This window comes from Candidatus Frankia alpina, from assembly GCF_902806485.1.
Classification (GTDB): domain Bacteria; phylum Actinomycetota; class Actinomycetes; order Frankiales; family Frankiaceae; genus Frankia; species Frankia alpina.
Window position 1 is genome coordinate 1 of sequence record NZ_CADCWT010000476.1, and the last position, 1,247, is coordinate 1,247.

Below are 1,247 nucleotides of genomic sequence, written 5' to 3' on the forward strand. Positions count from 1 at the left end.
TCACAAATCGACGCCGGGAATGGCTCAATGTCATCGGTGGGAGCGGCGTGAAGAACTCGGTGGGTGTCTCCAGGTGCAGACCATCGGCCTGGCTCGGGTCGCGGAAGCTCGTCGACGTGGTCCGGATGCTGCCGATCAGGGCATTCATGATTTCCCGGACCTGCGTCGCGGGGTCGGCGTCCTTGGCGAGGAAGGAGAAGCGGGTCGCGATCCGGCGGATGCTGTCGACGTTGACCTGGTCGCCGAAGCCGAACGCGACCACCTCCGGGGCGAACCGCCACGACCGGTCCCGCAGGTCGTTGAGCGCCGCGGACCAGTCTCCCGGTGCCTGGTGCTCCCCGTCGCTCATGAAGAACACCACCGGCCGGTAGATCGGCGTCCCCTTCGGCAGCGACCGCAGGCCTCCCTCGATCGCCCGCCGGGTCTCCTGGAACGCGGCGGCGAAGTTCGTGCCGCCCTCGACCATGAGTTCTGGCAGGTAGACCTCGGCCAGGTCGCACAGCGGCACGACGGTCCGCCCCACGTCGGAGAATGTGACGATGCTGATCCGGGCGATCTTGCCGACCGTCGGATTGGACTGCATCTCCTTCTGCAGCGCCGGCAGGGAATCGTTGAGCGCCTCCAACGGGCCGCCGGCCATGGACGCGCTCACGTCCAGAACCATGAAGACCGGAAATATCGTGTAGAGCTCGGAACTCTCGTCGGCCACGCGGAATCCTTTCGCGTTCTCGGGGTTAGCCGGAAGCTTTGATGGATAAAGCCACCACGAGCAGGTAAAGACCCGCGAAGGCAATGAGCGATATACGCGTCCGCTGGACTTGTGGATAAGACGCGGGACTGACGCCGCGCAATTGGATCAGGGCGAGGATGCAGTAGCCAAGACCGAAGGGCGAGTAGCATATTGCCGACAGTCCGATGGCATACCAGCCGAACCTGCCGCGCAGAGCCGTGAGCGCGAACCAGCCGGCGGGCACTCGGCCGCCGACGCCCGGGTTTCCGGGTGAGGGCCCGGGCTGGTACTGCAGCCCGTATCCGGGCGCCTGGTACGGATGCGGCGGCATCACCGGGCCGGTCTGGTATGGAGGAGGTGCGGGCTGCTGGTAGTGCTGCCCGGTTCTGGGCGGCTGGTATGGCGGGGGCTGACGGTAGGGGGATCTGAGCCTCGGCCACTGGTACGGCGGCGGGTAATGAGCCATTCCCGGCAACGATTTGTGAGGTTGGGTAATTGTTGCGGGGTGTGAGTGTCC

The 1,247-nt window shown here is 65.7% G+C and carries 1 protein-coding gene; it reads right to left on the minus strand.

All coding sequences use genetic code 11. The features are described from left to right. Nucleotides 1-709: vWA domain-containing protein (locus tag G6R25_RS24040; protein ID WP_163554659.1), on the minus strand; the 709-nt coding region annotated here is incomplete at its 3' end. Nucleotides 710-1,247 lie beyond the last annotated feature (538 nt).